This is a genomic window from Caenispirillum salinarum (assembly GCF_044803115.1).
GTDB lineage: Bacteria > Pseudomonadota > Alphaproteobacteria > Rhodospirillales > Rhodospirillaceae > Caenispirillum > Caenispirillum salinarum_A.
Genome location: NZ_CP085224.1, coordinates 755,352 through 778,916, shown reverse-complemented (window position 1 = coordinate 778,916; position 23,565 = coordinate 755,352). Strand labels below are relative to the sequence as shown.

Genomic DNA, 23,565 nt, shown 5'->3' with positions numbered 1-23,565 from the left:
CCCCAGCCATGTCCGGCGACCCTGCCCCTAGTGGAAAGCCCACCGCCTCCCGCCTCACCGTCGAGGTGATGGTCGAGGAGTCGCGGTGGGCCGATACCATCCCCGACGCGCCCGCCATCGCAGAGCGGGCGGCGCGTGCCGCCTATGCCCGCGCCGCCGCCGACAGCTTCGACCCCGCACCGCCGGACGCCGCCGAGCTTACCGTCGTGCTGGCCGACGATGCGGCGGTGCGCGCGCTCAACCGCGACTACCGCGGCAAGGACAAGCCGACCAACGTGCTGTCATTCGCCACGCTGGACGACGAGACGGCGCCGCCCCCGCCGCCCGGTGAACCTCTGTTCCTGGGCGATGTTATCCTGGCGCTGGAAACCTGCACGGTGGAGGCGTCGGAGGCCGGCAAGCCCGTCGGCGACCACCTGTTCCATCTGGTGGTGCACGGCGTCCTGCACTGCCTGGGCTTCGACCACGAGGCGGACGCCGAGGCCGAGGAGATGGAGGCGCTGGAAACGGCGATCCTGCGCGACCACGGCCTCCCCGACCCCTACGCGCCCGACCCTCACCCGGACGATCAACAGGAGGAGGCGGCGGCCCCGCCTCCGGAACGAGAGAGATGAACGACCAAAGCTCCAGTAGCCAGCCCCGCACCGTCGGGGCGGAGACAGACAATGGCCTGATGCAGGGCTTGCGGCAGTGGATCAGAGGCCTGCGCAAGCGCAACGGCGATCATTCCGTGCGCGAGGCGCTGGAGGAACTGATCGAGGAGCGCGAGTCCGACGATCTGCCCATTGACGAGCACGAACACGTGCTGCTGGGCAACATCTTCAAGCTGCGCGACATGACGGCCTACGACGTCATGATCCCGCGCGCCGACATCATCGCGGTGGAGATGAACACGCCTCTGCCCGAGGTGACGGAGCTGATGGCCCGCGTCGGCCACTCGCGCCTGCCCATCTACCGCGAGACGCTGGACGACGTGCTGGGCATGGTCCACATCAAGGACCTGGTGGCCGTCGTCAATAAGGGCCGGCCGGTCAAGCTGGAGCACCTGCTGCGCCGCGTGCTGTTCGTCTCGCCGTCGATCCGGGTGCTGGACCTGCTTCTGGAAATGCGGCTCAAGCGCACGCACATGGCGCTGGTGGTGGACGAATACGGCGGCATCGACGGCCTGCTGACCATCGAGGACGTGGTGGAGCAGATCGTCGGCGAGATCGAGGACGAGCACGACACCGAGGTCGAGCCGGAAATGATCGACCACGGCGACGGCACGGTCATCGCCGACGCCCGCGTGCCGCTGGAAGACTTCGAGGAGCGCTACGCCCCCATCACGACGGAGGAAGAGCGCGAGGAGATCGACACGCTCGGCGGCCTGGTGTTCCGCATCCTCGGCCGCATTCCGGCGCGCGGGGAACTGGTGCGCCACCCGGAAAGCGGGCTGGAGTTCGAGATCATCGACGCCGATCCCCGCCGCATCCGCCGCCTGCGCCTGCGCAACGTGCCCGAGCCCAGCAGCCGCCCCGAAACGGGCGAGGACTGACCGGCGCAGGCCGTCCCGTCCCGCTGCATTTTCCTTCGCCCCGCCGACCGGAGAGTCCCTGCGTGCGCCTGTTCGACCGCCTCGACCGCCTCAAGGACCGCACCGCCGCGCTGACCGGCTGGACGCGCGCGGGGCTCGCCGTGCTTTTGGGCATGCTGACGACGCTGGCCCTGCCGCCGGTCCACGCCATGCCGGTGCTGCTGGTCACCCTGCCCCTTCTGGTGTGGCTGATCGACGGCACCAAGAGCTGGCGCGGAGCGCTGGGCATCGGCTGGCTGTTCGGGCTGGGGCACTTCGCCACCGGCTTCTACTGGATCGCCAACGCCCTGCTCATCGATGCCGAGCGCTTCGGCTGGATGATCCCCTTCGCCGTCGGCGGTCTGGGCGGGCTGATGGCGATCTTTCCGGCCGCCGCCGCCGCGCTTGCCCGCCTGGCCGGCACCAGCGGCCCGGCGCGGGTGCTGACGCTGGCCGCCGCCTGGGGCGCGCTGGAGTGGGTGCGCGGCTGGTTCCTCACCGGCTTTCCCTGGAACCCGCTGGCGAGCGCCTGGATGCCGGTCGACGCCGTGCTTCAGACGACCGCCTTCGTCGGCACCTACGGTCTGAGCCTGCTCACCATGCTGGCCTTCGCCGCCCTCGCGCTGGTCGGAGACCGGCCGGACCCGGATCGCCGCCCCGGTCTGGCGACGATCGCCGCCGCGTGGGGCGTGCTGGCGGTGGCCGCCGGGCTGGGAGCGGTGCGGCTTGCCACCGCCGATGTCGCGCCGGCGGACGGCCCGCGCCTGCGCATCGTGCAGCCCCACATCCCCCAGATCGACAAGTGGAAGCAGGACAAGCGCGACGACAACCTGCTGCGTCATGTGGAGTTGTCGCAGCAGGACGGCTTTGCCGAGCTTGACGCCGTCATCTGGCCCGAGACGGCCGCCCCCTTCGCGGTCAACCTGGACCACGAACGCCGGCGCCTGGCCGCCCATGCGGCGCCGCCGGGCGGGGTGCTGCTGACCGGCGCGCCGCGCATGACGCCCCGCGGCGACGCGCCCTTCCAGGTGTGGAACAGCCTGGTGGCGCTGAAGCCTGACGGCACCATCCTGGACACCTACGACAAGATGCACCTGGTGCCGTTTGGCGAATATGTCCCCCTGCGCGACGTGTTGCCGCTGGAAAAGGTCACCCCCGGCTCCACCGACTTCAGCTTCGGCACCGGACCGCGGCTCATGACCCTGCCCGGCCTGCCGCCGGCCGGGCCGCTGATCTGCTACGAGGTGATCTTCCCGGGACAGATCGTGCTGGACGCGGCCAACCGTCCCGGCTGGCTGCTGAACGTCACCAACGACGGCTGGTACGGCATCTCCGCCGGTCCCTTCCAGCACTGGGCGACGTCGCGCCTGCGGGCGGTGGAGGAAGGCCTGCCGCTGGTGCGCGCCGCCAACACGGGAATCTCCGGCGTCGTCGATGCCTACGGCCGCGTGATCGCCGTGCAGCCGCTGGGCACCGCCGGCGTGGTCGACGCCGTGCTGCCGCCGGCACTTGCCCCCACCCTTTATGCACGCGGCGGCAACTTCATACCTTTGGCCGGTGCAGCAGCCCTTGCGGCCTGCGCCTTCTGGTTGCGGATGCGTCGACGGCAATTCTGCGACGCTGCGTGAACCGCGCCGGTTTCAGCGACGTTTCCCCCACACGTCTGACGACGGAGATACGCGACGGTCGGGCTTGTTCCCGGCGGACAACATGGTCCCAAAGGCATAGCAGGGTTGGAACCCGCCCCCCTCGCCGAAGCGTCGCGCCCGTCGTGCCACTGTCGGATTCCTTGGGGTTGAGGCCATGAATTCACTCCCGCACGCTTCCTCCGTCGACGAGTCGGCGCGCCGGTCCTCCCGCGGCCGCATGCCGTCGGGCAAGCCGAACCCGGTGGACGTGCACGTCGGCAGCCGGGTCCGGCTGCGGCGCACGCTGCTGGGGCTCAGCCAGGAAAAGCTGGGCGAGGCCATCGGCCTGACCTTCCAGCAGGTCCAGAAGTACGAGCGCGGCGCCAACCGCATCGGCGCCAGCCGCCTGTGGGACCTGTCCCGCGTGCTGGACGTGCCGGTGTCGTTCTTCTTCGAGGAGATGGACGACAGTGTCGCCAGCCGCAGCCCGCGCAACGTCATGCGCGGCGCCGAAGAGGAGACCGAGGCCGAGGCCGACCCCATGACCAAGCGCGAGACGCTGGAGCTGGTGCGGTCGTACTACCGCATCATCGATCCCTCCATCCGCAAGCGCATCTACGACCTGACCAAGACGCTGGCCCAGAGCGCCGCCGGCAACGAAGGGCGCGACGGCGAGCCCGAGCCTGAGCAATAAAGTTTCTGAACGATCCGAAGGATTTAACTCCTTTACTTGCGTTCTTCTCCCGGACCGGCACCTTGCCGCCTGTCGCACACCGCGGAGCACTTCGGCATAAGGCGCGATTGCGCTTGCGTTCGCGCCCTTTTTTCGTTACGTCCTGCCTCCTAACCTCCGGAGGCTGACGGCTTGTCTCCGGAACAATCGCCCCACCCCGTTCCCCGGGGGCGCAGGGGCTTGTTAATGGAGGGATGCCGCAGTGTCTCAAGCTGATTACCTGTTTACCAGCGAGTCCGTTTCCGAGGGCCACCCGGACAAGGTGTGCGACCGCATCTCCGACGCCATCGTCGACACCTATCTGGCCGCCGACCCCGAAGCGCGCGTCGCTGTGGAGACACTGGCGACCACCAATCGTGTCGTCCTGGCCGGCGAGGTGCGCGGCCCCGGCTCCATCACCCATGACATGCTGATCGAGAAGGCCCGCGAGGCCATCCGCGAGATCGGCTACGAGCAGGAAGGCTTCCACTGGCAGACCGCGGAAGTCGCCTGCCACGTGCACAGCCAGTCCGCCGACATCGCCGTCGGCGTCGACGCCGCCGGCAACAAGGATGAAGGCGCCGGCGACCAGGGCATCATGTTCGGCTACGCCTGCGACGAGACCGACGAGCTGATGCCGGCCCCCATCGCCCTGTCGCACCGCATCCTGAAGGCCATGGCCGCCGCGCGCCACGCCAAGACGGTGCCCTTCGGCCCCGACGCCAAGAGCCAGGTGACCCTGCGATACGTGAACGGCAAGCCCGTGGGCGCGACGTCGGTCGTCGTCTCCACCCAGCACGACGAGCACGTCACCACGGAAGAAGTGCGCGAGACCGTGCGCCCCTTCGTGGTCGACGCCCTGCCCGAGGGCTGGATGTGCCCCGAGGAAGAGCTGTACGTCAACCCGACCGGCCGATTCGTCATCGGCGGCCCGGACGGTGACTGCGGCCTGACGGGCCGCAAGATCATCGTCGACACCTACGGGGGTGCTGCCCCGCACGGCGGCGGCGCGTTCTCCGGCAAGGACCCGACGAAGGTCGACCGCTCCGCCGCCTATGCCGCGCGCTACCTGGCGAAGAACGTCGTCGGCGCGGGCCTGGCCAAGAAGTGCCTGATCCAGCTGTCCTATGCCATCGGCGTCGCCAAGCCGCTGTCGGTCTACGTCGACTGCTTCGGCACCGCCGAGGTGGACCAGGTGAAGCTGGCCGCCGTGCTGCAGGAGCTGATGAACCTCAGCCCGCGCGGCATCCGCACCCACCTGCAGCTGAACCGCCCCATCTACGCCCGCACCGCCGCCTACGGCCACTTCGGCCGCCAGGCCGAGGCCGACGGCGGCTTCTCGTGGGAGAAGCTGGACCTGGTGGACGAGCTGAAGACCGCCTTCGGCGCCACCGCCACGGCGTAAGTTGAGCCTGAACGGGACGCGGCGCCAAGATCGGCCGCGTCCCGCACAGACAGGACCGAATGCACATGGTTGATCCGCGCCACGCGACGCGGACGAAGAAAGGGGCGCCGGCGGATGAAGCCGGCGCCCTGTTTCGTCCCGACGACCCCAAGTTCTACGGCCGCCGCAAGGGCAAGCGCCTGAAGTCCACCCGCGCGCGCCTCATCGACGAGCTGCTGCCGAAGCTCCACATCCCCGAACCGGCCGAGGGCGAGACCCTGGACCTGGCCGCCCTGTTCGGCGAGGAGAAGCGCGCCTATCAGCTGGAGGTCGGCTTCGGCAACGGCGAGCATCTGGTGGCCCAGGCGGAGGCGCACCCCGACGTCGGCTTCATCGGCGCCGAGCCCTTCATCAACGGCGTCGGCGCGCTGTTGATGCAGATCGAGGAAAAGGGGCTGACCAACATCCGCGTCTTCACCGACGACGTGCGCCTTCTGCTGCCGGCGATCCCGCCCCGCAGCCTGGAGCGCGTATGGGTGCTGTTCCCCGATCCCTGGCCCAAGCCCCGCCACGCCCGCCGCCGCTTCGTCAACGTCGCGGTGCTGGACGTGCTGGCGGAGTTGATGCGCGACGGCGCGGAACTGCGCGTGGCGTCCGACGACAAGGTGTACGTGCGCTGGAGCCTCATCCAGGCCACCAACCACCCCCTGTTCCGCTGGACCGCCACCCGCCCCGAGGACTGGCGCGAACGCTGGGCGGACGGCTTCCCGACCCGCTACGAAGCCAAGCAGATCCGGGGCGCGCCCCACTACATGACGTTCCGGCGGGTTGGGCGGGGCGAGTAAGCAGGCGCCCCGACGCGGCCGGGGCCTTAGGGAAGGACAACACTCTTGGACGCCACGACCTGCCCCCAGTGCCAGTCGGACCTCGCCTATCACGACGGGTCCCTGTGGAACTGCCCCGAGTGCGCCCATGAGTGGGCGGACGGCGCCGCCGCCGCCGCGCCGGAAGAGGACGCGGCCGTGCGCGACTCCAACGGCAACGCGCTGGCCGACGGCGACGCGGTGACCGTCATAAAGGACCTGAAGGTGAAGGGGTCGTCCGCGGTGGTAAAGAGCGGCACCAAGGTCAAGAACATCCGCCTGGCGGACGCCACCGACGGCCACAACATCGCCTGCAAGATCGACGGCATCGGCGCCATGAACCTGAAGTCGGAGTTCGTGAAGAAGGCGTGAGCGGGCTTCGCTTCGAGCGGCCCAAGCGACTGTTCGGGTTCGATGGAACGGCGGACGAGGACCCCGGCTCACACACGGGCTTGGTGTCCCTGAGGGGCGTCGGTCTCTCGTCCGCCACCGCAACCGGTATCATACCGGATTCGGCACATGCTAAGTTACAAGGGGTGGGCTCTCTATTCGAAGAGTGGACTTGTCCGACCGACTCCCTACACTGGTCGGCGCACCAGTTTAACGGGACGCGGCGCGTGGCAATCCGAGACTTTCTCCCCTCCCGGCCGACGGAATACGACAAGCCCCACACTTCTCCGTTCCCAGGCACAAAAGCAGCCTTTTCCACACCCATCCCATTCATCCACCTCCCCTTCCGCCCGCGTTCATATCCATGAACAACAGCGACCGCAAACGGAGGACCGCGTGCGGATTATTCAGGAATTCAAGACCTTCGCCATCAAGGGCAACGTGGTGGACCTGGCCGTGGCGGTGGTCATCGGCACCGCGTTCGGGGCGATTACCACGTCCCTGGTGCGCGACATCATCATGCCGCCGCTCGGCTACCTCACCGGCGGGATGGATTTCTCCGAGCTTTACATCAACCTCTCCAACCAGTCCTACGCCTCGCTTGCCGAGGCGACGGCGGCCGGGGCGCCGACCATCAACTATGGCGTCTTCATCAACACCATCATCACCTTCCTCATCGTCTCCTGGGCGCTGTTCCTGCTGGTGCGCGGCATGAACCGGCTCAAGCGCAGGGCGGAGGAGGTGCCGGCCAAGGCGCCCGAGCCGCCGCCGCGCCCGCATTCCGAGGTTCTGCTGGAGGAAATCCGCGACCTGCTCAAGGAACAGCGCGACCGGCAGCCCTAACACCCGCCTCCCGCGTTCTCATGTGTGATACCGGGCGACACAAGAAGTCGCACACTTGTCGCCCGGCAAGGCCGACTGGCCGCCGCGCCTTATGGCGCGTGAGGCTGCGTGCCGACTGAACGCAGCATCGATGATTTCAATCATCGATGCATATAAAGCACCCCCTTCACACCCACCGCAGGAGGCCCCGCCATGTCCGCCGACGCCGCCGCCAGCCAGCCGGTCCGCATCGAATCCGACAGCATGGGCGAGCTGGAGGTGCCCGCCGACCGCTATTGGGGCGCGCAGACGCAGCGGTCTTTGCAGAACTTCCGCATCTCCACCGAGACCATGCCCGAAGCCCTCGTCCGCGCCTTCGGGCTTCAGAAGCAGGCGGCGGCGCGGGCCAATCATGCGCTGGAGAACCTGCCCGACGACATCTTCCCCGCCGTCGACCAGGCCGCCGGCGAGGTGGCGGCGGGGAAACTCTCCGACCACTTTCCGCTCAAGGTCTGGCAGACGGGCTCGGGCACCCAGACCAACATGAACGCCAACGAGGTCATCGCCAACCGGGCCATCGAAATCCTCGGCGGCGAGATGGGGACAAAGGCGCCCGTCCACCCCAACGACCACGTCAACCGGGGCCAGTCCACCAACGACAGCTTCCCCACCGTCATGCACATCGCGGCGGCGCGCGAGGTCACGCACCACCTCATCCCGGCGCTGGAATCCCTGCGCAATGCCCTGGCGGCGCGGGTGAAGGCCTTCGACTCCATCGTGAAGATCGGCCGCACCCACCTTCAGGACGCCACGCCGCTGACGCTGGGGCAGGAGTTCAGCGCCTATCAGCGGCAGGTGGAACTGGCGATCGAGCGCCTGGGCGCGACCATGCCCCGCCTGCTGGACGTCGCCCAGGGCGGCACCGCCGTCGGCACCGGGCTCAACACCGTGCCGGGCTTCCGGGAGCGGTTCTGTCAGGAGTTGTCGGACCTGACCGGCCTGCCCTTCACCCCCGCCCCCAACACCTTCGAGGCCATGGCCGCCCATGACGCGCTGGTGGAGCTTTCGGGGATGCTCAACACCATCGCGGCGTCGCTCAGCAAGATTGCCAACGACATCCGCCTGCTCGGCTCCGGCCCGCGCTGCGGGTTGGGCGAGTTGATGCTGCCGGAGAACGAGCCCGGCTCCTCCATCATGCCCGGCAAGGTGAACCCGACCCAGGCGGAGGCGCTGACCATGCTGTGCTGCCAGGTCATGGGCAACCATGTGGCCGTCACAATGGCAGGGTCGCAGGGGCACATGGAGCTGAATGCCTACAAGCCGGTGATCGCCTACGCGACGCTCCAGAGCATCCGCCTGCTGGCCGACGGGGCGCGCAGCTTCACCGACAACTGCGTGGTGGGCATCCAGGCCGACGAGGAACGCATCGCCGACCTGTTGCACAAGTCGCTCATGCTGGTGACGGCACTCAACCCGCACATCGGCTACGACAAGGCGGCGGCGGTTGCCAAGCACGCCCACAAGACCCGCAAGACCCTGAAGGAAGCGGCGGCGGAGTTGGGGCACGTCAGCCCGGAAGACTTCGACCGCCTGGTCAAGCCGTCGGAGATGGTCGGGCGGTGATTCCGGGCGACGCATGAAAACAGCCAGTTGTCGCCCGGCAAGGCCGACGGGCCGCCGCGCCTTATGGCGCGTGAGCCTGCGTGGCGCTTGAAAGCACCGTCGGCGATGTCAATCGCCGACGCGCATAAGCCACCTTGACTTCAGGCAACACAAGGCCGGATTACGTTCAGTTGAAGGGAAACTCATTGTAGCGCAAACGTTCGTGCGACCTATATTCAGGTTCCCAAGAATTGGTGCTTGACGGGCTGCGGTGCGACCGGGGCATAGTGCGCGCCTCTTCTTTTCTGTCAGCGAACTGTAATCCTGGGAGGCCTGACGGGCATGAACGCCATCCCCAGCCACACCGCGCCCCTCGACCCCCGCCACCAGGCGGCGTTTGAAAGGGTGCGGCACGTGATCTCGCCGGCCGAATGGGCCCTGATGACGCCCCTCATCGACGAGATCGCCGCGCTCAAGCGCGAGAAGAACGCCGTCGTGCTGGCCCACAACTACATGAGCCCGGCCATCTTCCACGGCGTCTCCGACATCGTGGGCGACAGCCTGGCCCTGGCCGCGCGGGCGGTGGATACCGACGCCGATGTGATCGTCATGGCCGGCGTGCACTTCATGGCGGAAACGGCGAAGCTGCTGAACCCGTCCAAGACGGTGCTCATGCCCGACATGAGCGCCGGCTGCTCGCTGGCCGAGTCGATCACCGGCGCCGACGTGCGCGCCATGAAGGCCAAACACCCCGGCGTGCCGGTGGTCGCCTACGTGAACACCTCGGCCGACGTGAAGGCGGAGGTGGACATCTGCTGCACCTCGGGCAATGCCGTGAAGGTGGTGGAAAGCCTTGGCGTGCCGGAAGTCATCTTCCTGCCCGACGAATACCTGGCCGACTACGTGGCGGGGCAGACCGATGTCCGCATCATCCCCTGGCGCGGCCACTGCGAGGTGCACGAGCAGTTCACCGCCCAGGACATCACCGACTTCCGCGACGCGACCCCCGGCCTGACCGTCATCGCCCACCCCGAATGCCCGCCGGACGTGCTGGGCGCGGCGGACTTCGTGGGCTCCACGGCGCAGATGCAGGACTTCGTGCGCGAGAAGAAGCCCGAGAGCGTCTTCATGGTCACCGAATGTTCCATGGCCGACAACGTGAAGGCCGAGGCGCCGGAGACCGCCTTCGTGCAGCCCTGCAACCTGTGCCCGCACATGAAGAAGATCACGCTGGAAAACATCCGCGACGCCCTGGTCTCGCTGGAGCCGCGCGTGGAAATCCCCGCCGACATGGCGGAACGCGCCCGCGCCTCGGTGGAGCGCATGCTGGCGGTGGGGCGCTGACTTGATGCGCGACCCGGCGCCGGTCATCGTCGTCGGCTCGGGCGCGGCGGGGCTGGCCTGCGCGCTGGCCCTCGCGCCCCGGCCGGTGGCGCTGGTGACGAAGGCCGATGGATTGGGCGGCGGCTCCAGCCCCTGGGCGCAGGGCGGCATCGCCGTGGCGCTGGGGCCGGATGACAGCCCGACCGCCCACGCCGCCGACACGCTGGCGGCGGGCGCCGGCACCGTCGATCCCGCCGTGGCCGCGCTGCTGACGGAAGCGGGCGTGGCCGAGGTCCGCCGCCTGCTGGACCTCGGCCTGCCGCTCGACCGCGATGCATCGGGCGCTCCGGCGCTGGGGCGGGAAGCGGCGCACTCTGCCCATCGGGTCGTCCATGCGGGCGGCGATGCCACCGGACGCCTGCTGGTGGAGACCCTGGCGAAACTGGTGGCGGCATCGTCCTCCATCACCCTCCACGACCGCACCATCGCCCTGAACTTCGCCGTGCGCGACGGCGGCGTGATCGGCCTGCACGCGCTGGGGCCGGATGGCGAGGCCCTGACGCTTGCCGGACCGGTGGTGCTGGCGACGGGGGGCGTGGGCGGACTGTTCGCCCACTCCACCACGCCCCCCGACGCCACCGCCGACGGCCTCGCCATGGCCGCCCGCGCAGGCGCCCGGCTGGCGGACCTGGAGATGGTGCAGTTCCACCCGACCGCGCTTGCCGTTGAGGGGGGCGACCGCCTGCCCCTGCTGACGGAAGCCCTGCGCGGTGCCGGGGCGGTGCTGGTCGATGCCGCCGGAACGCCCTTCATGGCCGGCGAGCACCCGCAGGCCGACCTGGCGCCGCGCGACGTGGTGGCGCGTGCCATCGGCCGGCGCGTGGCGGCGGGAAAGCCGGTGTTCCTCGACCTGCGCCCGGCGCTGGCCGCGCGGGGGGCGGACGCCTTCCCCCAGGTCATGGCGCTGCTGGCGGAGCACGGGTTCGATCCGTTCACGGCGCCAGTGCCCGTCACCCCCGCGGCGCACTACCACATGGGCGGCGTGCTGACGGATGCCGACGGGCGCACCAGCCTGCCGGGCCTCTGGGCCTGCGGCGAGGCGGCGTGTACCGGCGTCCACGGCGCCAACCGGCTGGCCTCCAACTCCCTGCTGGAAGCCCTGGTCTTCGGCCGGCGCGTGGGGGAGGACATTCCGCCGACCGCCGCCGACCCCGTCTCCACCCTGCCCCCGACACCCGCGCCCGACGCCGAGGCAAGCCGCGCCGTCCTGGCCGCGGTGCGCCGCATCATGAGCGCCCGCATGGGCCTCGCCCGCGACGCCGCCGGCCTCTGCGCCGCGCTGTCGGACCTGGAAGACCTGGACGCCCCGCGCCTGTCGCCCGGCGCCGCCAACGCCCTCCTGGCCGCCCGCCTGCTGACGGCCGCCGCCCTGGAACGCACGGAAAGCCGGGGCGCCCACATGCGGCTCGACCACCCGCAGCCGGTGGACGCCTGGGCGCGGCGGCATGTTGTGACGGCGCGGGAACTGCTGGAGTTCGCAAGGGCGGCGGCGTGAGCGGGCTCTGCGCTGGCGCGCAAACGATGTTTTGCGAGGAGCGCGGCTCCTCGCGCTCCCGGTGAGGGGAACGTGCCCGGAGCAGAAAAAGTGGAGGTCCGGAGGCTTCCGCCTCCGGCGGGGTGCGGGGCTGGCCCCGCGCGCGCCAGCGCTCAGGTATCGGCACCGAATGCATTACAGGAGAAGACCACGTGACCCGCGCGCTTTATGATTTCCAGCTCGACCCGCTTCTGCTCACCGCCCTGCGGGAGGACCTGGGCCAGGCCGGCGACCTGACCACCGACGCGACCGTTCGGCCCGAGGACCGCGCGCGCGGCCGGTTCAACTTCCGGGCGGCGGGCCGCGTGGCGGGCATGGACATCGTCCGCCGCACCTTCGCCCTGCTGGACGAGCGGGTGAGCGTGACGGCGCACCATGAGGACTGCGCCGACGTCGCCGCCGGCACCTGCGTCGCCACGGTGGAAGGCCCGGCGCGCGCCGTGCTGACCGGCGAGCGGGTGGCGCTGAACCTGCTGGCGCGGCTGTCGGCCATCGCCACCGTCACGGCGCAGGCCGTGGCGCTCGCGGCGCCGCACGGCTGCCACATCGCCTGCACGCGCAAGACGACGCCCGGCCTCCGGGGGCTGGAGAAGTACGCGGTCGCCGTCGGCGGCGGCACCAACCACCGCTTCGGCCTGAACGACGGCGTACTCATCAAGGACAACCACATCGTCGTCGCCGGCGGGGTGGAGGCAGCACTCACCCGCGCGCGGCAGACGCTCGGCCACATGGTGAAGATCGAGGTTGAGGTGGACACGCTGGACCAACTCGACGCCGTGCTGGCGCTGGGCATGGCGGACGCAGTGCTGCTCGACAACATGGGGCCGGACGTGCTGCGCGAGGCCGTGGCGCGGGTCGATGGGCGCCTGACGACGGAAGCTTCGGGCGGGATCACGCTGGCGAACCTGCCCGACGTGGCGGCGACGGGGGTGAACCTCGTGTCGCTGGGTTTCCTCACCCACTCCGTCCCCGCGCTCGACATCGGCCTGGACTTCGAGGTGCTGTGACCACCGCGTGAGACCCGCGGGCGGCTTTTCGCGTTGTGGTCCTTAAGACCGGGCGACGCATGAAAAATGGATATCCCGTCGCCCGGCAAGGCCGGCCGGCCGCCGCGCCTTATGGCGCGTGAGGCTGCGTGCCGCCTGAACGCAGCGTTGATGATTTCAATCATCGACGCCTATAAGACCCAAAACTGCGGGAGCCGCCGCCATGGCCGACAGCACCACCACCACCGACGCACGCACGCGCCCGCTCCTGCCCTTCCTGGCGCCGCTGGAACGTGCCTTCGACCCGTTCGCATGGCCGCTGGTGCGCTTTGCGGCGGGCGTCATGCTGATTCCGCACGGCTGGGGGAAGCTGATCGGCGGCGGCCTTTCGGGCACCATCGAGGCCTTCGGCAACATGGGCTTCACTCCCGCCGGGCCGCTCGCGACCTATATCGGCGTGCTGGAGCTGGTGGGCGGCCTGTGCATCGCCATCGGGTTCCTGACGCGCTTCTGGGCGGCGCAGGTGGTGGGCTTCATGGCGGTGGCAGCCTTCGTGGTCCACTGGTCGAACGGCTTCAACTGGACCGACGGCGGCTATGAGTATCCGCTGTTCTGGGGCCTGGTGGCGCTGGCCATCACCTTCCGCGGCGCCGGCCGCATGAGCGTCGACGCCGCCATCGGGCGCGAGTTGTAGGGTGTCTTGCGATCCCCTCCGCCGCGCCTCATACTCAAGCGTGCGAGGGGGATGGAGAGAGACATGCCGCAGACCAAGGTTGAAGGATACGTCGACGAAGCGACGAAAGCTGTGCTGGCGGAAATGAGCCGGGCCGGCGGACGCTCCGTCGAGGATATCGTCAGCGAGGCCGTAGCGGACTATGCCGCGTGGCACGCCGAGAAGATGCGCCGGATTCAACGCGGCCTTAAGGATATTGACGAGGGGCGCCTGGTATCCGAAGAAGAGATGGACGCCTTCTTCGATGACTGGATCAAGAACGGGTAAGCCCGTTGCGCATTACCTGGACGATCCAGGCTCAGTCCCACCTCCGCTCCATCCGTGAATACATCGGCCTTGATAATCCGAAAGCTGCCCAAAAAGTTGCTCGGAGAATTAGAGACGCCGCAAAGCTGCTGAAGGACCATCCCCGCCTCGGGCGGCCGGTTATAGGCGACGTGCGCGAACTTGTCGTTCGGACGGCGCCCTACATCATTGAGTACAAGTATCGTGCGGGGTCAGACGTCGTTTTCATCGTCTCCGTCATCCACACCGCCCGCGACCGGCCGCCCCGCCCCTGACGCCTACAGCCCCTCCCGCACCCGCATCAGCGCCTTGCCCAGTTCGTTGCGGCCCTGGCCCCTGGTGACGCCCCAGAAGGTGTCGCCGAAGACGTTGCGGTTGACGATTTCCGCCGTGCCCGTCGCCTTCAGCCGCCGCGCCAGCGCGGGGATGGCGAACTTCTCGCGCAGCAGGGCCTCCATCACCGACACCTTCGCGGCCTCCCAGTCCGGGCGCAGCGCGACGGCCATGCCGCGCATCTTGGCCTCGTCGGGGCCGCAGGTCTCGAAGGCCGCGCGCGCCGCGAGGTCGAGCGTCTTGGCGGCCTGGAAGGCGTTCTCCACGGTGATGTAGAGCGCGCCGTCCAGCTCCACCGGGCACGGGAAGAAGTTCGACAGCCAGAAGAAGTCCCCGGCGAAATCGTCGATCACCGCCGGCGCGGCGCCCGCCTCGGCCCCGGCGCTCACCCCAGGCGCTCCAGCAGGGCGTCGAGCGTGCGGGTCAGGCGGTCCAGGTCGGCCGGTTCCGACAGGCGATGATCGCCGGTCTTGATGAAGGTGATCTCCACGTCGTCGCTGGCGACCCTCTCCTGGATCTTCAAGGACCACTCCCACGGCACGCTGTCGTCCTTCATGCCGTGGAGCAGGCGCACCGGGCAGCGGATGTCCATGGGCCCGCGCAGCAGCAGGTGGTTGCGGCCGTCGTCCAGCAGCTTCTTGGAGATGATGTAGGGCTGGTCGGAATACTCCGACGGTTCCTCGATCCGCCCGCGATCCTCCAGCTGCCGCATCTGCTCGGGCGTGAAGGACGGCAGCATGAGGTCTTCGGTGAAGTCGGGCGCCGGCGCAATGCCCAGCAGCCCCGCCACCCGGTCGGGGCGCGCGATGGCGCCCAGCAGCATCAGCCAGCCGCCCATGGACGACCCCACCAGAACCTGCGGCCCCTCGGCCACCTCGTCGAGGATCGCCAGCAGGTCTTCCCGCCAGCGGCCGATGGTGCCGTCGGGGAAGCGGCCGGAGCTTTTGCCGTGGCCGTAGGTGTCGAAACGGATGAAGCCGCGTCCGGTCTTGCGACAGTGCTCTTCCAGGTGTAGAGCCTTGCCTCCCTCCATGTCGGACATCAGTCCGTGAATGAAGACCACCCCCGGCCTGCCAACGTTCTCCGGGCCGGCGTCCAGTTTGTGGTAGGCGATGGACGTGCCATCCGGGCGTGGTAGACTGCGCGGCGATTGGGCGGCGGACGTGTCGACGGACATGGGGACTGCGCGCTCCTTTCAGATAAAGACGATAGACGGACCGGTTTCCATTGAGCCCCGACAGTAGCACTCTCCGCGCCCGGCACCAACGCGCCGGGGCGACGGACGCGCCGACCATCCTGCAAGTCCTGCCGCGCCTGGAAACGGGCGGCGTCGAACGCGGCACCATCGAAATCGCGGAAGGCATCATCGCCGCCGGCGGCCGCGCCATCGTCGCCAGCGAGGGCGGCCGCATGGTGCGAGAGCTGGACCGCATGGGCGTCGAGCACATCACCCTGCCGCTGGCGTCGAAGAACCCGCTGGTCATGCACAAGAACGTGGACCGGCTGAAGGCTCTCATCCGCGAGAAGAACGTGAAGATCGTTCACGCCCGCTCGCGCGCCCCGGCCTGGAGCGCCCGCGCCGCCGCCCGGGCGCTGGGCGTGCCCTTCGTCACCACCTTCCACGGCACCTACAACCTGGGCAAGGGGCTGGAGCGGCCGCTCAAGCGCATCTACAATGCCGTCATGGCCGACGGCGACGCGGTGATCGCCATTTCCGACTTCATCCGCGACCATATCGCCATCACCTACGGCGTCTCCGGCGAGCGGGTCACCGTCATCCCCCGCGCGGTGGACGTGGCCCGCTTCGATCCCGACCGGGTGAGCCAGGAGCGCATGATCCAGCTGGTTCAGCGCTGGCGCCTGCCCGACGGCGTGCCGGTGATCCTGATGCCCGGCCGGCTGACCCGCTGGAAGGGGCAGGAACTGCTCATCCGCGCCCTCGCCCGCATGAAGACGCGCCCCGTGCGATGCCTGCTGGTGGGCTCCGACCAGGGCCGCACCGCCTACCGCGAGGGGCTGGACGACCTGATCGCCCGCCTGGAGTTGCGCGACACCGTCCACCTGGTCGGCGAGTGCGACGACATGCCGGCGGCCTACAAGCTGTCGGACGTCGTGGTGTCGGCCTCCACCGACCCCGAGGCCTTCGGCCGCGTGGTCGCCGAAGCCGGCGCCATGGGCCGTCCCGTGGTCGCCCCCAACCACGGGGCGGCACCGGAAATCGTCAAGCCCGGCGGTGAAACCGGCTGGCTGTTCTGGCCCGAGAGCGCGGACGACCTGGCCCGCGCCCTCGACGACGCCCTGGCCCTGGACGAGAGCGGGCGCGCCGCCCTCAAGGATCGGGCCATGACGCGGGTGCGGGAAAATTTCTCGAAGGATCGGATGGTCGACGCCACAATGGACGTCTACCGGCGGATGCTCGGGCTGGATGCGCCTTGACAATGCGTGTACGGTGCTGTCGGCGCGATAGGGCCGCAACTGCACATCTTGCGGAGTTTTCCGGGCATGAAGCTCTCTGACACCGACATCTGGCGTTACCTGGACGAGGGAAAGATCCAGATAGACCCGCTGCCGACGCAGTCCCAGGTCGGCACCATGTCGGTGGACCTGCAGTTGGGCAACTGGTTCCGCAGCTTCCGCCCCGGCAAGGCGTCCTTCGTGGATCTGGCCCCGCCCGAGGGCGAGCCGACGGCCAACCTGGAAGAGCTGATGACCACCACCGAGGTCCAGGACAACGAGCCGTTCTACCTGCACCCCGGCGACTTCGCCCTGGGCATCACCATCCAGAAGGTCACCCTGCCGCACGACCTGGCCGGCCGCCTGGACGGCCGCAGCAGCCTCGCCCGCCTGGGGCTGATGGTGCATGCGACCGCGCACACCATCGATCCCGGCTGGAGCGGGCGCATCACGCTGGAGTTCTTCAACTGTGGCAAGCTGCCGCTCGCCATGCGGCCCGGCATGCGCATCTGCGCCATTTCATTCGAGACGCTGATGTCGCCGGTCTCCAAGGCCTATGCGGAGCGCGAGCAGAGCAAGTACAAGGAACAGCTCATGCCCCTGCCCAGCCGCATCGGGCAAGAGCGGGACAAGGAGTAGAGCGTTTCTTGATCCTACCGGATCAAAATACGCGACACAGGGTCGCGACCTGCGCCCCCGCACCGGTCAGGCGCGTGAGCCTTAGCGGCGCTTGAACGTCGTTCGGGCGCGACAGCGCCCGAACGGAAAATAGCTGGACGCCGCCTGGCGGTTACGCCACGCCGGTGGAGCCGAACCCGCCGACGCCGCGCACCGACGTCTCGAAGGCGTCCACTTCCTCCAGCACGATCCGCTGCACGCGGCCGATCACCATCTGCGCGATGCGGTCGCCGGGATTGATGGTGACGGGCTGGGCGTCGGGCAGGTTGCGGTTCCACGCCGCGACCATGACCTCGCCCTGGTAATCGGCGTCGATCACCCCCACCAGGTTGCCCGGCACCAGACCGGTCTTCGCACCCAGGCCGGAACGGGCGTAGATGAAGCCCGCATAGTCCGGATCGTCGATGTGCAGGGCGATGCCCGTCGGCACCATCACCGTCTGGCCCGGCGCCACGCTGACCGGCTCCTCCACGCAGGCGCGCAGGTCCAGACCGGCGGCCTTGTCGGAGCCGTAGGACGGCAGGCCAAGCTCCCGAATCCGATCGTTCAGAACCTTCATCTGCACGGTCATGGGCACGGTCATCGGGCGGCGTCCTTGGGGATGAGGGTGAGGAATTCGAAGCCGTCGCGCGGGTCGCGCTCGGTGACGGTCCAGGCGCTTTCATCAAAGGCGGGAAAGAAGGTGTCGCCCTCGGGCCGGGCGAAGATGTTGGTCAGGTACAGGCGGTCGGCGCGCGGCAGGGCCTCGCGGAAGATCGCCTCGCCGCCGATGGCAAACACATCCTCGTAGCCGCGTTCCCGGCAGGCATCAAGTGCAGCGTCGAAGCCGTCGACGACCACCAGACCGTCGTGCTCGCCGGGCTCCATGCTGCGCGAGACCACCACGTTCAGCCGCTTGGGCAGCGGCCGGCCGATGCTTTCATAAGTGCGCCGGCCCATGATGACGGCCCCGCCCGAGGTGACGCGCTTGAAGTGGCGCAGGTCTTCGGGGATGTCCCAGGGCATGCCGCCCTCGTGCCCGATGACGCCGTTTTCGGCGCGCGCGACGATGATCCCGATGCGCATCACACGGCCACCGGGGCCTTGATGGCCGGCAGAGGCGTGTAGTCCAGCACCTCGAAGTCCTCGAAAGAGAAATCGTCGATGGAAGCGGCGTCCGTCCGCGCAATGCGCAGGCGCGGCGACGGCGGCAAGTCGTCCTCGCGCGCCAACTGCTGGCGCGCCTGCTCCAGGTGGTTGTCGTAGAGGTGCACGTCGCCGCCGGTCCAGACGAAGTCGCCCGGTTCGTGATCCGTCACCGCCGCCATCATGTGCGTCAGCAGGGCATAGCTCGCGATGTTGAAGGGCACGCCCAGGAACATGTCGCAGGAGCGCTGGTAGAGCTGGCAGTCCAGCATCCGCCGGCCGTCGGCGCCTTCGCGGCTGTTGAACTGGAAGAAGGCGTGGCAGGGCGCCAGCGCCATGTCCGGCAGGTCGGCCGGGTTCCAGGCGCTGACGATGATGCGGCGCGAGGTGGGGTCCTCGCGCAGCAGGCGCACGGCTTCGGCGATCTGATCGATGGTGCCGCCGTCCCGCGCCGGCCATGCCCGCCACTGGGCGCCGTAGACGGGGCCCAGGTCGCCGTTCTCATCGGCCCACTCGTCCCAGATGTGGACGCCGTTTTCCAGCAGGTAGCCGATGTTGGTGCCGCCCTTGAGGAACCACAGCAGTTCATGGGCGACACCCCGCCAGAACACGCGCTTGGACGTCAGCAGCGGGAAGGCCTGCGTCAGGTCGAACCGCATCTGGGCGCCGAAGACGGAATAGGTGGCGATGCCGGTGCGGTTCTCGCGGCGCTGCCCGTGCTCCAGGACCTCGCGGAGGAGCCGCAGGTAGGTCCGGTCATGAACATTGTCCATGCTCTGGCGTCTCGCTTCTCTGGCGGAAAAATGCCGGCGCAGACTGCCCTAAAACGCACCCTCCCGTCCAGGGATTCAGATCACCCCTCTCGGGTCCCCTGGCTGCCGCCGAGGCCCGGCTTGGGGTTTTCCTGGGCGTCCTTGTCGGTGGAGCTTCGGAAGCCCTCCTCGCCGGCGCCGGTGTCGCGGCCGGGCCAGCCTTCCTCCGACGGCGACGGTCCGGGGCGGGTCGCCTTGCCGGCAGTGGATTCCTCCACCGAGCCCGGCTGGTTCTCCGGTGCCTGGGGCGCCGCGCCCGCCCCCTGACCGGCGGGATCGCGGCGGTTGGGACCGGGCGCCTTGCGGTTTGGGTCCTCGTGCGGGGCGCTTTCCTCCGTCTGGACGGGGTTGTTCTCACGGTTGTTCGGCTCGTCGGCCATGGCGGGGCCTCCTTCGTTGCGGTGCCCCGGTAACGCGAGCGACGGCCGCGCCGTTCGGCGGGTGGCGAGGGCTCTCCCCAGGCAGGAACCGCAAAGCACCAGGCCCCGGCATTGCCGCCAGGGCCTTGGGAAACAGGGTGGGCGCACAGGGATGCAAACCTTGGACCCTCTGATCAAAGCCGCGACGCCGCGACGATCCGGCTCACTTCCTTGACCAGCCTAGGCAGAAGCTCGTTTACGCCGCGCAGATTCAATTTTTTCGCGAGGCGCCCCCTGTGAACCTCCACCGTGCGGGGGCTGATGCTCAGGTTCTTTGCCGCCATTTTCGTGGAGAGGCCCGACAGCAGGCAGGCCAGTACGTCACTCTCGCGCGGGGTCAGTTCGTGGCCCCTGGTCAGTTCCCGCACGACGTGCTGCACAGGTTCCACCAGGACCGAACGCCTGAAAGACGCGCGGTCGAGGGCGGCCTTCAATTCGCGTATGTCGAGAGGCTTTGGCAGAAAATCGGACGCGCCGAGCCGCATGAACGACAGGATTTGGCTGAGATCGTCTGCGCAGCCCGCCAGAATGATGTCGGCCTCGAACCGCGCCTGACGGCTTCGGCGCATCAGTTCGGTGACATGGCCGATATCCGTTTCCGCGTCGATCAGCAAGCACATGATCTCCATTTCGTTCAGGACGGCGGTTGGGTTCTCCGGTTCGACAACGGTGGGGCGCTGAAGTGCCAGCGCTGCCGACTCCACGGCCTCGTTCAACGCGGGGTCCTTCGAGAACACCAAGACAGGCGCTTGCATGTTTCATCTCTCTGCCGGCATGAGACGAATAACGTTACAATTCAGATTTCGGTAAGTATTTTACTTTTGAAACAAACTCTCTGATCGCCTTAATATTCACATCAACGCGCAACAAGGCGGACACGGCTGAAAATTTTTCGCAGCCACTGCCCAACTCTCCTGGAACTCCCAGGAGCGCGAATTCCCCCATGAGCCATGGCTCCAGGGGCATGCATTCCGAGCCTGCTGAATGGGCCGAGACTGCGCCGAGGAACAGGCGCCCAGCGACCTAGGCGTTACGTAATACCACGTAATTGCTTTCTCGTGAGATGCATCTAAGTTGGTTAACTTAGGGTGCTATTTCTCGTCAGCCTACCCAACCTTTCCTCCATGCAGCCGGATCGAAGGAGCAGGCATGAAGCAGGCCACCTCACCCGTGCTATTGCCGGACCAGGGCGATCCGCGCGCTTTGGAGGACCATGCCGTTGAACCTCCTCCACTCAGCGAACAGCCGGGCATCACAGATTTCGCCACGCGCACCGTTGTCGGCGTAACGGCTCTGGTGACGGTCCTGGCTGTTCTGATGACGGCGACGATCATCCTCATCGACCGCCAGAGAGTTCTGGAAGACACGGCCGAGAACAGCGTGCGCGTGGCCGACCTGCTGGCCGAACATACGCTGACGACCCTCCGCAACATCGGCGGCCTGCTCGGTCAGGTCGAGACCATCGCCGTCGAGTCGGACCTGCTCTCGGGCCCGTTGTCAGGGAACGACCGCATCCGTGTTCTCCTTAGACTCCGGGACCTCGTTCCGGCGCATCCGGCAGCCGAAGCGGTCTATGTGCTTGATCGCCGCGGCCGGTTGGTGGCGGCGTCACAAATCGAGGACGGTATCGGCATCGGCCTGTCGGACCGGCCCTACTTTCAGGAGGCCATGGCCGCGGAACCAGGGGCCGTCAGCATGGCCCGCACGGTGGTCGCCCGGGCCGCCCCCACCGAGCACGAACGGGTATCACTGGTCACCCGCCCCATCGCGGATGCCGGCGGAACTGTCTTGGGGGTGGCCGTCGCGGTGCTCTCCAACGACCTTTATCTCAACATGGTCGAGGCGGTTCCGCCGGGCCGCGATGGCGCGATCGGCCTGTACATGCGCGACGGCACTTTCCTCATGGGCGTGCCGTCCATGCCGATGAACCGGATCGGTACGGAGACGGCCCTCGCCGTGGCGGCCGGACCCGGAACAGGGGCGCGCGCGGTGGACGTGCGGCTGAGCGACGACGTGGAGCGTATCGGGGCAGTGGCCCCCGTGCCCGAGTTTCCGCTTCTCGTATTCGTCGGAGAGTCCACCGCCGCCCTCCTGGCGGCGGAATGGCGGCCGCGTGCCCTCGCGGCCGCCGCTCTCGCCGCGTTTCTCCTGCTGGCGCTTGTGACGGCCGCCGGCGCCACCGCGCTTGGCAACAGGCGTCGGGTGATGGAGATCGCCAAGCGGCACGCGGCCGACCATGCCCTGGCAGAGCGCGAGGGCATGATGGACATGATCATGGACACGCTTGCCGACGGCGTCCTCGTGCTCGACGCCGCGGGCAGGGTGGTGCGCTCGAACCGCTGCGCCGGCGAGATGTTCGGCCGCGCTTCGGACGGCCTCCGCGGCCTCCCGGTAAGCAACCTCATCCGCGAGGCGGACGGTCCGAACCTGGACGACCGCCTCGCGAGCATCCGGCGCGTCGGCGCGTCGGTGTCCCATGCGCTGACGGCCCTCAACAGGCCGCGCGGCGTGCGGCCCGACGGTACGGACTTTTCGGCGGACCTGTCGGTGGGCATCTGGGATCAGGACGGCGAGAGCCTGTGCACGGTGGCGGTGCGCGACCGCACCGACAGCGAGCGCGCCGAGGAATACGTCCGCCGCACCGGCAAGATGGATGCCGTCGGGCGGATGGCGGGCGGCGTGGCGCACGACTTCAACAACCTGCTCGGCATCATCCTCGGGAACCTGGACCTATTGGCTGGCGATGTCGGGGAGACTAGGGCGCGCCGCCTGGGCGCGGCCCGCCGCGCCGCCACGCGCGCCGCCGGGTTGACGAAGAAGCTGCTGACGTTCTCCCGCGCCCATCCCCTGGCGGCCGTGACGGTGGACGTCAACAGGGAGGTTTCCGAGTCGCAAGCGCTGTTGACGCAGGCGGTCACGGGCCATTGGAACCTGGACGTGCAGCTTTGCGATACCGCCCTGCCGGTCAAGGTCGATCCGGGCGAACTGGAGGACGCCCTGCTGAACCTGGTGCTCAACGCCCGAGACGCCATGCCCGACGGCGGACGGATCATCATCGAGACTGGCCGCAGGTGGCTCGATCCGGATTTCGCGACCGCGCAGAACCTGTGCGGCGGAGCCTATGTCGTCATCACCGTCAGCGATAACGGCATTGGCATGGCGCCCGAGGCCAAGGACCGCATCTTCGAACCGTTCTTCACCACCAAGGCAAACGGCACGGGGCTCGGCCTGGCCGCCGTGTACGGCTTCGTGCGCCGGTCCGGCGGCACCATCCGCGTCTATACCGAACCCGGATACGGCACGACCATGCGCATCCTCCTGCCTCAGGTCTCGGACGGCGCGATTCCGGCACCGTCCGAGGACCTCTCTGCGGATGACCTGACAGGGAACGGGGAAGTCATTCTGATCGTCGAGGACGAAGTCGACCTGCGGGACCTGGCGGACATCTGGTTGACTCGCCGCGGCTACGTGACGCTGAACGCCGCCTCGGCCGAGGAGGCGCTTGCGATCCTGGAAAACCCGAGAACACGGGTGGACCTGCTGTTCACCGACATCGTGCTGCCCGGTGGACGGAACGGCGACGAACTGTCGCTCCTGGCCGTGGCGCTGCGCCCCGAGTTGAAGGTCGTCCTGACCTCCGGGTTCACCTGGGCGGCCTGGAGCACCCAGCGCCCCGCGGGGCCACAGCCGTTCCCCATGCTGCCCAAACCCTACGGTCACCGGGATCTTCAGGCGGCGGTCCATGACGTGATGCATAACGGAGACGACGCATGTCCGCGCACTTCCTGACTGTTCTGAACCCGTCGCCCGAGTTGGCGGACTACTTGGCGGACGAAGCCCGCGCCCTTGGTTTGCAGGCCGACGGGCCGC

The 23,565-nt window shown here is 68.4% G+C and carries 26 protein-coding genes; 18 read left to right on the top strand and 8 right to left on the bottom strand.

Features of this window, described 5'->3' with window-relative positions; genetic code table 11:
• Positions 1–8: 8 nt before the first annotated feature.
• From ybeY to LG334_RS03530, 15 genes are all read left to right on the top strand, one after another.
• Positions 9–614, top strand: coding sequence for an rRNA maturation RNase YbeY (ybeY, locus tag LG334_RS03600; protein ID WP_404383366.1), 606 nt, complete (start codon positions 9–11; stop codon positions 612–614).
• Entirely contained in the window at positions 611–1,534 is a 924-nt protein-coding gene (locus LG334_RS03595) for a hemolysin family protein (RefSeq protein WP_404383364.1), read from the top strand. Before ybeY ends, LG334_RS03595 begins: the two co-directional genes overlap by 4 nt.
• 62 nt (positions 1,535–1,596) lie before the next feature.
• Entirely contained in the window at positions 1,597–3,180 is a 1,584-nt protein-coding gene (lnt, locus tag LG334_RS03590; RefSeq protein ID WP_404383362.1) for an apolipoprotein N-acyltransferase, read from the top strand.
• A 175-nt stretch (positions 3,181–3,355) separates the two neighbouring features.
• Entirely contained in the window at positions 3,356–3,874 is a 519-nt protein-coding gene (locus tag LG334_RS03585) for a helix-turn-helix domain-containing protein (protein WP_404383360.1), read from the top strand.
• 241 nt (positions 3,875–4,115) lie between these two features.
• Complete coding sequence (gene metK, locus LG334_RS03580) at positions 4,116–5,297, top strand: methionine adenosyltransferase (protein WP_404383358.1); 1,182 nt, start codon at positions 4,116–4,118, stop codon at positions 5,295–5,297.
• A gap of 65 nt (positions 5,298–5,362) precedes the next feature.
• A complete protein-coding gene (locus LG334_RS03575) occupies positions 5,363–6,121 on the top strand; it encodes a tRNA (guanine(46)-N(7))-methyltransferase TrmB (RefSeq protein WP_404383356.1) in 759 nt (252 codons plus the stop codon).
• Between the two features lie 45 nt (positions 6,122–6,166).
• Positions 6,167–6,511, top strand: coding sequence for a zinc ribbon domain-containing protein YjdM (locus LG334_RS03570; RefSeq protein ID WP_404383354.1), 345 nt, complete (start codon positions 6,167–6,169; stop codon positions 6,509–6,511).
• A gap of 414 nt (positions 6,512–6,925) precedes the next feature.
• Positions 6,926–7,372 (top strand): large conductance mechanosensitive channel protein MscL, encoded by a 447-nt coding sequence (mscL, locus tag LG334_RS03565; RefSeq protein ID WP_404383352.1) that lies wholly within the window; start codon positions 6,926–6,928, stop codon positions 7,370–7,372.
• A gap of 192 nt (positions 7,373–7,564) precedes the next feature.
• Positions 7,565–8,974 (top strand): class II fumarate hydratase, encoded by a 1,410-nt coding sequence (gene fumC, locus LG334_RS03560; protein WP_404383350.1) that lies wholly within the window; start codon positions 7,565–7,567, stop codon positions 8,972–8,974.
• 321 nt (positions 8,975–9,295) lie between these two features.
• The gene (nadA, locus tag LG334_RS03555) at positions 9,296–10,297 is read left to right on the top strand and encodes a quinolinate synthase NadA (RefSeq protein WP_404383348.1); all 1,002 of its coding nucleotides are present in this window, start codon (positions 9,296–9,298) and stop codon (positions 10,295–10,297) included.
• 4 nt (positions 10,298–10,301) lie between these two features.
• Entirely contained in the window at positions 10,302–11,831 is a 1,530-nt protein-coding gene (locus LG334_RS03550; protein ID WP_404386295.1) for an L-aspartate oxidase, read from the top strand.
• A gap of 191 nt (positions 11,832–12,022) precedes the next feature.
• The gene (nadC, locus tag LG334_RS03545) at positions 12,023–12,877 is read left to right on the top strand and encodes a carboxylating nicotinate-nucleotide diphosphorylase (protein ID WP_404383346.1); all 855 of its coding nucleotides are present in this window, start codon (positions 12,023–12,025) and stop codon (positions 12,875–12,877) included.
• A 202-nt stretch (positions 12,878–13,079) separates the two neighbouring features.
• The gene (locus LG334_RS03540) at positions 13,080–13,550 is read left to right on the top strand and encodes a DoxX family protein (protein WP_404383344.1); all 471 of its coding nucleotides are present in this window, start codon (positions 13,080–13,082) and stop codon (positions 13,548–13,550) included.
• Positions 13,551–13,613: 63 nt separating this feature from the next.
• Positions 13,614–13,856, top strand: coding sequence for a CopG family ribbon-helix-helix protein (locus tag LG334_RS03535; RefSeq protein WP_404383342.1), 243 nt, complete (start codon positions 13,614–13,616; stop codon positions 13,854–13,856).
• 5 nt (positions 13,857–13,861) lie between these two features.
• Complete coding sequence (locus LG334_RS03530) at positions 13,862–14,149, top strand: type II toxin-antitoxin system RelE/ParE family toxin (protein ID WP_404383340.1); 288 nt, start codon at positions 13,862–13,864, stop codon at positions 14,147–14,149.
• Between the two features lie 3 nt (positions 14,150–14,152).
• On the opposite strand, the gene LG334_RS03525 is transcribed toward LG334_RS03530, so the two are convergent.
• Positions 14,153–14,596 carry an NADAR family protein gene (locus LG334_RS03525; protein WP_404383338.1) on the bottom strand — a complete coding sequence of 148 codons (444 nt, stop codon included), beginning with the start codon at positions 14,594–14,596 and terminating at the stop codon, positions 14,153–14,155.
• Entirely contained in the window at positions 14,593–15,384 is a 792-nt protein-coding gene (locus tag LG334_RS03520) for an alpha/beta hydrolase (protein WP_404383336.1), read from the bottom strand. The genes LG334_RS03525 and LG334_RS03520 overlap by 4 nt, the downstream gene beginning before the upstream one ends.
• Positions 15,385–15,434: 50 nt before the next feature.
• Here LG334_RS03520 and LG334_RS03515 point away from each other — a divergent pair, with 50 nt between their 5' ends.
• A complete protein-coding gene (locus LG334_RS03515) occupies positions 15,435–16,643 on the top strand; it encodes a glycosyltransferase family 4 protein (RefSeq protein WP_404383334.1) in 1,209 nt (402 codons plus the stop codon).
• 66 nt (positions 16,644–16,709) lie between these two features.
• Positions 16,710–17,300, top strand: coding sequence for a dCTP deaminase (dcd, locus tag LG334_RS03510; protein ID WP_404383332.1), 591 nt, complete (start codon positions 16,710–16,712; stop codon positions 17,298–17,300).
• Positions 17,301–17,451: 151 nt separating this feature from the next.
• On the opposite strand, the gene dut is transcribed toward dcd, so the two are convergent.
• The 6 genes from dut to LG334_RS03480 form a co-directional block, all read right to left on the bottom strand.
• The gene (dut, locus tag LG334_RS03505; RefSeq protein WP_404383330.1) at positions 17,452–17,922 is read right to left on the bottom strand and encodes a dUTP diphosphatase; all 471 of its coding nucleotides are present in this window, start codon (positions 17,920–17,922) and stop codon (positions 17,452–17,454) included.
• Positions 17,919–18,404 carry a dihydrofolate reductase gene (locus tag LG334_RS03500; protein WP_404383328.1) on the bottom strand — a complete coding sequence of 162 codons (486 nt, stop codon included), beginning with the start codon at positions 18,402–18,404 and terminating at the stop codon, positions 17,919–17,921. Before LG334_RS03500 ends, dut begins: the two co-directional genes overlap by 4 nt.
• Positions 18,404–19,237 carry a thymidylate synthase gene (locus LG334_RS03495; RefSeq protein ID WP_404383326.1) on the bottom strand — a complete coding sequence of 278 codons (834 nt, stop codon included), beginning with the start codon at positions 19,235–19,237 and terminating at the stop codon, positions 18,404–18,406. The genes LG334_RS03500 and LG334_RS03495 overlap by 1 nt, the downstream gene beginning before the upstream one ends.
• Positions 19,238–19,317: 80 nt before the next feature.
• On the bottom strand, positions 19,318–19,656 hold the full coding sequence (locus LG334_RS03490; protein WP_404383324.1) for a hypothetical protein: 339 nt from the start codon (positions 19,654–19,656) through the stop codon (positions 19,318–19,320).
• A 173-nt stretch (positions 19,657–19,829) separates the two neighbouring features.
• Positions 19,830–20,450: a LuxR C-terminal-related transcriptional regulator gene (locus tag LG334_RS03485; protein ID WP_404383322.1), complete on the bottom strand. Its 621-nt coding sequence runs from the start codon at positions 20,448–20,450 to the stop codon at positions 19,830–19,832.
• A gap of 418 nt (positions 20,451–20,868) precedes the next feature.
• Positions 20,869–21,105, bottom strand: coding sequence for a hypothetical protein (locus LG334_RS03480; protein ID WP_404383320.1), 237 nt, complete (start codon positions 21,103–21,105; stop codon positions 20,869–20,871).
• Here LG334_RS03480 and LG334_RS03475 point away from each other — a divergent pair.
• The gene (locus LG334_RS03475; protein ID WP_404383318.1) at positions 21,082–23,484 is read left to right on the top strand and encodes an ATP-binding protein; all 2,403 of its coding nucleotides are present in this window, start codon (positions 21,082–21,084) and stop codon (positions 23,482–23,484) included. The two genes, LG334_RS03480 and LG334_RS03475, sit on opposite strands and share 24 nt — an antisense overlap.
• Positions 23,485–23,565 lie beyond the last annotated feature (81 nt).

What these genes read in the sequence shown, in the direction of transcription:
- LG334_RS03535 (WP_404383342.1), top strand. Translation starts at nt 13,614, where the DNA reads ATGCCGCAGACCAAGGTTGAAGGATACGTCGACGAAGCGACGAAAGCT.
- fumC (WP_404383350.1), top strand. Translation starts at nt 7,565, where the DNA reads ATGTCCGCCGACGCCGCCGCCAGCCAGCCGGTCCGCATCGAATCCGAC.
- LG334_RS03500 (WP_404383328.1), bottom strand. Translation starts at nt 18,404, where the DNA reads ATGCGCATCGGGATCATCGTCGCGCGCGCCGAAAACGGCGTCATCGGG.
- ybeY (WP_404383366.1), top strand. Translation starts at nt 9, where the DNA reads ATGTCCGGCGACCCTGCCCCTAGTGGAAAGCCCACCGCCTCCCGCCTC.
- LG334_RS03520 (WP_404383336.1), bottom strand. Translation starts at nt 15,384, where the DNA reads ATGTCCGTCGACACGTCCGCCGCCCAATCGCCGCGCAGTCTACCACGC.
- LG334_RS03495 (WP_404383326.1), bottom strand. Translation starts at nt 19,237, where the DNA reads ATGGACAATGTTCATGACCGGACCTACCTGCGGCTCCTCCGCGAGGTC.
- nadA (WP_404383348.1), top strand. Translation starts at nt 9,296, where the DNA reads ATGAACGCCATCCCCAGCCACACCGCGCCCCTCGACCCCCGCCACCAG.
- LG334_RS03485 (WP_404383322.1), bottom strand. Translation starts at nt 20,450, where the DNA reads ATGCAAGCGCCTGTCTTGGTGTTCTCGAAGGACCCCGCGTTGAACGAG.
- LG334_RS03480 (WP_404383320.1), bottom strand. Translation starts at nt 21,105, where the DNA reads ATGTTCGGCCAGCAGGTCGGCCACGCGCACGCTGTTCTCGGCCGTGTC.
- LG334_RS03595 (WP_404383364.1), top strand. Translation starts at nt 611, where the DNA reads ATGAACGACCAAAGCTCCAGTAGCCAGCCCCGCACCGTCGGGGCGGAG.
- LG334_RS03585 (WP_404383360.1), top strand. Translation starts at nt 3,356, where the DNA reads ATGAATTCACTCCCGCACGCTTCCTCCGTCGACGAGTCGGCGCGCCGG.
- LG334_RS03550 (WP_404386295.1), top strand. Translation starts at nt 10,302, where the DNA reads ATGCGCGACCCGGCGCCGGTCATCGTCGTCGGCTCGGGCGCGGCGGGG.
- dcd (WP_404383332.1), top strand. Translation starts at nt 16,710, where the DNA reads ATGAAGCTCTCTGACACCGACATCTGGCGTTACCTGGACGAGGGAAAG.
- dut (WP_404383330.1), bottom strand. Translation starts at nt 17,922, where the DNA reads ATGACCGTGCCCATGACCGTGCAGATGAAGGTTCTGAACGATCGGATT.
- LG334_RS03490 (WP_404383324.1), bottom strand. Translation starts at nt 19,656, where the DNA reads ATGGCCGACGAGCCGAACAACCGTGAGAACAACCCCGTCCAGACGGAG.
- LG334_RS03575 (WP_404383356.1), top strand. Translation starts at nt 5,363, where the DNA reads ATGGTTGATCCGCGCCACGCGACGCGGACGAAGAAAGGGGCGCCGGCG.
- LG334_RS03540 (WP_404383344.1), top strand. Translation starts at nt 13,080, where the DNA reads ATGGCCGACAGCACCACCACCACCGACGCACGCACGCGCCCGCTCCTG.